Source organism: Alkalibacterium sp. m-11 (assembly GCF_054658155.1).
In genome coordinates, this window is sequence record NZ_BAAGIR010000118.1 from 1 (window position 1) to 6,016 (window position 6,016).

The following is a 6,016-nucleotide window of genomic DNA, read 5'->3' on the forward strand; positions in this document are numbered from 1 at the left end:
AAGAACAATTCTTAACTACAAACTTATTATACGAGGGGGGGAAGAGGTGCCTTTTTGTATTTTAATTGATAGAGCAACGATAGTTGCATTAAAACAACACGAAAAAACAAAAAAATTGGTAATTACTACTAAAGTAATAGAGGTGAACTTATGATTTATACGGTGACACTCAATCCATCAATCGATTATGTCATCTTTCCAGATGAACAGATCAGACTAGGTGATTTGAACCGTTTTGATAAAAGCCAGAAATTCCCTGGAGGTAAAGGAATCAACGTTTCTCGTGTACTCAAAGCTCTCGACAAACCTTCTATCGCGCTAGGCTATATTGGAGGGTTTCCAGGAGCTTTCATAAAAGAGACATTAGAAAGGCAGACGATCAGTACACAGTTTATAGAAGTTAACGATGACACACGAATCAATGTCAAAATCAAAGGATCGGAAGAAACAGAGCTTAACGGTTCAGGTCCAGTGATTTCCAAAGATGATCAGAATCGTCTTCTCGACCAGATGTCCGATCTGAATAAAGGAGATATCGTCATTCTATCAGGCAGTAAACCAGGTGGGATGCCGGATGATTTTTATCAGGTTCTGATTGAACGTATTCATGAGAAACAGGCTGAATTCGTCATAGACACGACGGGTAAAGAACTGATGGATGCTCTCGGCAATCAGCCGCTGCTCGCCAAGCCTAATATTCACGAGCTCGAGGCACTGTATTCGACGCGTATCGATTCGAATGAAAAGCTGATCCATTACGGAAAAGAGCTAGTAAGCAAAGGAGCCAAGCACGTAATTGTTTCTATGGGTAAAGACGGAGCAGTTCTGTTTACTAAGGATGAAATCTATCACGGAAAAGCAGAAGAAGGTCAGCTGATAAATTCTGTCGGAGCAGGTGATTCGATGGTAGCCGGATTTACAGGTGTATACAGCGACACGCAGAATGCGAAAGAAGCGTTCCGTTACAGCGTTGCATGTGGAACAGCAACGGCTTTTAATACAGACTTGGCTACAGAAAAAGACATACAGACCGTTCTAAAAACTGTGACGGTTGAAAAATGGGAGGAAAACTAAATGCAGATCAATGATGTATTGAGAAAAGATTTAATGATCATGGACCTTGAAGCGACTTCTAAAGAAGCCGTTATCGATGAAATGATCCAGCGACTTGCTGAGAAAAATGTAATCAGTGACGTAGAAACATTCAAGACAGGAATCATGAACCGGGAAAGTCAGACCTCTACAGGACTGGGTAATGGGATTGCCATGCCTCACTCCAAGAACAAAGCGGTAAAAGAACCAGCTGTTCTTTTTGCTAAATCATCTAAAGGTGTAGAGTATGAAGCGCTGGATAACCAGCCTGTTGAACTGTTCTTTATGATTGCAGCTCCCGAAGGCGGAAACGACCTTCACCTTCAAGTTCTGGCATCTCTTTCCAGAAAGCTTGTCGACGAGTCAGTTGTATCGAAGCTTAAGCAAGTTCGTACCCCTGAAGAAGTACAGAATATCTTTAAAGAAGATGAAGAAGAACAAGTCGTTAGAGAAGAAACGTCTAAGAATGCAGGAAGCGACCAGAAATTTGTTGTCGCTGTAACAGCTTGTCCTACTGGAATTGCCCATACCTATATGGCAGAAGATGCATTAAAGCGAAAAGCAGCTGAGATGGGTGTTGAGATCCGTGTAGAAACGAACGGCACGGACGGAGCGAAGAACAAGCTGACGGCGTCATCATTGCTGCAGACAAGAAAGTGGACATGGCTCGATTCAATGGAAAACCTGTATTGCAACGTCCGGTTTCTGAGGGCATCAACAAGTCTGAAGAATTGATCACACGAGCAGTTGCAGGCAATGCACCTATTTTTCAGGCAGAAGGGTCATCAGCTTCAAGCGATGCCGATGATACTGAACGAGGCAGCGGCTGGCAGTCGATCTATAAAGACCTGATGAACGGGGTGTCTCATATGCTCCCATTCGTCGTTGGTGGAGGAATTCTTCTGGCTCTGTCATTCTTATTCGAAGCACAGTTAGGTGAAGATAGTATTCTGTTTACTTCACTTAATTCGATCGGTGGATCTGCCTTTACATTCCTTATCCCGATTCTGGCTGGATACATTGCCTACAGTATAGCTGACCGTCCGGGACTCCTTCCAGGTATGGCAGGTGGACTGCTTGCAGTAGAAAGCGATGCAGGGTTTCTTGGTGGACTAGTAGCTGGTTTCGTAGCTGGTTATGTCATGAACCTGATCAAGAAATCACTAAAAAATGTACCAAAGACTTTCGAAGGACTTAAATCTATTCTTCTTTACCCAGTATTAGGACTGCTGGCAGTTGGTCTTCTCATGTTCTTCCTGATAGGCCCATTCTTTGCCGTCATTAACAATGCAATGATCGGTTTCCTGGAAAATCTAGGAACGGGCAATGCGGTAATTTTAGGTGCTGTTCTGGGTGGAATGATGGCCGTTGATATGGGTGGCCCTGTCAATAAAGCAGCTTACGCTTTCTCTATTGGTATTTTTGGAGACACAGGAGATGGAAGTTTAATGGCTGCGGTTATGGTCGGAGGAATGATTCCACCATTAGCTATTGCTATTTCTACTTTGTTATTTAAATCCAAATTCACTGATATCGAACGTCAATCTGGACTATCTAATTTCGTTCTAGGACTATCATTTATTACAGAAGGCGCAATACCATTTGCTGCTGCAGATCCATTAAGAGTCATCGGCTCTTCAGTACTGGGCGCTGCAATTGGTGGAGGCCTGACACAATTATGGAACGTTACAGTACCAGCACCTCATGGAGGAGTATTCGTTATAGGGTTAGGCGATAATACTATGCTTTTCCTAGTTTCACTTCTAGTTGGTTCTATCATCACTTCTGTGATATTAGGTCTATGGAAACCTCATGTGCAAGACAGCAAAGTTGCTATAAAAAACGAAGACATGAATTTATAAGCTATCAAATAACACACAAAAAACGTCATTCTTAACTGAATGACGTTTTTTGTGCTCTGGAAAACAGAGGTATTATTTTTTTCTTCTATAATTATTTCTGTTAAACTGCAAGTGAATACAGTGACGATTGAAGGGAGACAAATCAATGAAAAAAACTGTAACTTTCCCCAACGGGCGAAAAGTCCTGAAACTAGGTCAGGGAACTTGGAAAATGGGAGAAGACAAAAACAAACGATATGAGGAGATAGATGCTCTGAGGGCAGGGATTGATAACGGGTTAACTATGATCGATACAGCCGAAATGTATGCTGAAGGTGGAGCAGAAGAAGTGGTAGGTGATGCGATCAAACACGTAGACCGTGACGATCTGTTCTTAGTATCTAAGGCATATCCCGCAAATGCCAGTGAAGAACGCATGTTCGACTCCTGCGAAAAGACACTTCAACGCATGGGTGTTGATGAACTTGATTTGTACTTACTGCACTGGCCAGGCAATGTTCCGCTTCAGGAAACAGTCGACTGCTTCGAAGAACTGAAGCGTCAGGGTAAAATAAGGGGCTGGGGCGTGTCAAACTTTGATCTAGAAGATATGCAGGAGCTGCTTTCTCTAAGAAACGGTGAGAACTGTCAGACCAATCAGGTTCTGTATCATTTAGCTTCAAGAGGCATTGAAGTCGTTTTGCATGACTATATGAAGGAAAACAATATTCCCATCATGGCTTATTGTCCAATCATCGGTCAGGAGCCGGACCTGAAAGATAAAGTCTACAACAGTCCAATCATCAACAATATTGCAGAAAATAAGGGGATTTCAATTGTTCAGCTGTTGCTGGCGTTTGTCATGCATCAGGAACAGATGACAGCCATTCCTAAAGCCGGGTCATCAGAACACGTGCTTCAGAACAGAAAAGCTCTGGATATCGATTTGTCTAATGAAGAATTAAATCTGCTAAACGAAGCATTTCCAGCGCCAGAAAAACGCGTACCGTTAAGTGTCCAATAAATAGAACCAGCTGATCAGCGCAAAGGTTGCTGACGGCTGGTTTTTATTTTTCGAAACTAAATATTAATCGATACACTAAGTGAGTAGATGAAATTAAGAAATCAGTTAAATGTCACTTAAATTCAAATCAATTTAAAACAATATTTGATTAAAACGCGTGAGGTTCAGAATCAATATAAATTTAAGCGAGGGACCCTATATTCTAAATAATCTACTTTGTATAATATATATTATGTAAACTAAAATAAAGAAAAAGCATAGTTTACCAAGGTACGTCTGTTTTATGATTTAATCCCCTATTTATTGCTTTATTTTTGTATTTAAATCATGATGTATCAAGTAATCGGTCTTTTATCTCAAATTAAATAATTTATGTCTTTATAAAAATATCAGAGCGATTCTGACGCCTGTTCAGTTTCTCCACGATCAATTGTACGTATGATACTTTCAAATCGTCTTTAGTGATTCTAGATATTCTTGGAGTGTATTATAAAAATATTATTCACTTAAATGCTTTTCAATTAGATCAAAATATTTATCCCAGTCTAAATTACTGTCAATTGATAGTGATGTTAAATTTAATCTATTTGTTTCTTTTACTACATGATTTGCAAATAAAGAGTCTCTTTTCATCCAGTTATTAAAAGCAATAGTTTGATTATCAGTGTCTTTAAGAACTGAATGAATCCATGTTCTTTTACTGTAAATTTCTATCTGTTGATTTTCTGTAGGAGCTAACCAAATAGCTTTATCTTTAAGCTTCATAAAATCGTGCACTAGTGATGGCATCAACTGATTACCTTCAACAACTAGCGGTTTGTCTCGTAGTGTTAAAATATCGTCAACCACAAACTTGAAATCCTCTTTAAAAATATCGATATATAATCGTAACTGTTCAGCGGGCTTTGTTTTATAAAACAGTTCATTTGATGTCATCTTAGACATGCGACTCATCGCTGGATGAGTTGAAGCAGAAATTCTATTTAGGTGTTCTTCGAAATGATTGTCACAGGAGTATAGAGAAAAGCCTTTCTTTTCAGCATATAGTTTGGCGAAAGTACTTTTTCCAGCACAAGAAGAGCCGCCAATCCAGTAAATCGGTTCTTTTCTATCACGAAGTCTATATTGCTTACTCTCTTTACAATTCATAAATCCACTTTCTTTCTGTTATTACAAAAGATTAAAGAGAGAATGGAATCAGTCTGCCCCCTCTCCTACCCTTTCATTATACGTTACTTCAAGTATATCTTCAAAGCACTCTTTTATGTCTATTTGTCGGTAAGCATTGTCAGCTTTACTAATTTCATTCAATGATAAAAATCACCTATGAAGAGGATATAGAGTAATTTAAAAAAGCTTAATAATCGATTAATCACAAGTTTTGTCGAGGTTGGTATTGTAAAGTTAGAGAATAAGTTGAAGAATACTTTTTCTGTTGATTATGAAAGCTCGTTTATTTGAATCAGGTCTGATAAAATGAAAACAATATACGAGAAAGGACAATCATACAATGAATACTTTAACAAATTGGATGGAAAATAGTGAAGTAGGTTTTTGGCTTGTAGGAATCGGCGGACTTTTACTTATTTTGTTAATAAGATCAGCAGTGAAATCAATACTTGATAGAATAATAAATAGAGAAAATACTCAACTTTTTGTGACTACTTTAGTTAATTGGGTGAGCATTTTTGCTGTGGCAATATTTTTATTTACTTATTTTTCTAGAATTTCTTTCATGTACCAAACTCTTTTTGTTTTTGGAGACACACAAATTACTCTAGTTCTAATATTGACTATACTTTTTGCCCTGCTGTTATCAATCAAATTGTCTAATGTTCTCAGAGAATACCTTCTCCCTTCTGTTTATAACAAATACAATCTGGACAAAGGTTTAAGGTCATCATTAAACAGGCTCATTCATTATATTGTTGTTCACTAGTGTTGCATAAAACTTAGAATAAATAGGTTTTATAGGTTGTTACTTTTATCACAAGTAGTTTTCGTTAAAATTTCCAAAAAAGTCAATTGCTGGCGCAAGGGATGACTTTTTCCAGAAATT

At 38.5% G+C, this 6,016-nt stretch carries 4 protein-coding genes and 1 pseudogene; 4 read left to right on the plus strand and 1 reads right to left on the minus strand.

The window, feature by feature from the left end:
* Positions 1–150: 150 nt before the first annotated feature.
* The 3 genes and pseudogenes from pfkB (at position 151) to ACYQ2O_RS09940 (ending at position 3,957) form a co-directional block, all read left to right on the plus strand.
* Positions 151–1,074, plus strand: coding sequence for a 1-phosphofructokinase (pfkB, locus tag ACYQ2O_RS09930; protein ID WP_346023614.1), 924 nt, complete (start codon positions 151–153; stop codon positions 1,072–1,074).
* Positions 1,075–2,954: pseudogene (locus ACYQ2O_RS09935) on the plus strand (PTS fructose transporter subunit IIABC).
* 145 nt (positions 2,955–3,099) lie between these two features.
* Positions 3,100–3,957, plus strand: a complete 858-nt coding sequence (locus tag ACYQ2O_RS09940; RefSeq protein WP_346023613.1) for an aldo/keto reductase — start codon at positions 3,100–3,102, stop codon at positions 3,955–3,957.
* A gap of 498 nt (positions 3,958–4,455) precedes the next feature.
* Here ACYQ2O_RS09940 and ACYQ2O_RS09945 read toward each other — a convergent pair whose 3' ends face one another.
* Positions 4,456–5,106 carry a hypothetical protein gene (locus ACYQ2O_RS09945; RefSeq protein WP_346023612.1) on the minus strand — a complete coding sequence of 217 codons (651 nt, stop codon included), beginning with the start codon at positions 5,104–5,106 and terminating at the stop codon, positions 4,456–4,458.
* 361 nt (positions 5,107–5,467) lie between these two features.
* On the opposite strand from ACYQ2O_RS09945, the gene ACYQ2O_RS09950 reads away from it, so the two are divergent.
* Complete coding sequence (locus ACYQ2O_RS09950) at positions 5,468–5,896, plus strand: hypothetical protein (protein ID WP_346023611.1); 429 nt, start codon at positions 5,468–5,470, stop codon at positions 5,894–5,896.
* Positions 5,897–6,016 lie beyond the last annotated feature (120 nt).

Coding starts and splice junctions, on each gene's coding strand:
- pfkB (WP_346023614.1), top strand. CDS start 151: ATGATTTATACGGTGACACTCAATCCATCAATCGATTATGTCATCTTT.
- ACYQ2O_RS09940 (WP_346023613.1), top strand. CDS start 3,100: ATGAAAAAAACTGTAACTTTCCCCAACGGGCGAAAAGTCCTGAAACTA.
- ACYQ2O_RS09945 (WP_346023612.1), bottom strand. CDS start 5,106: ATGAATTGTAAAGAGAGTAAGCAATATAGACTTCGTGATAGAAAAGAA.
- ACYQ2O_RS09950 (WP_346023611.1), top strand. CDS start 5,468: ATGAATACTTTAACAAATTGGATGGAAAATAGTGAAGTAGGTTTTTGG.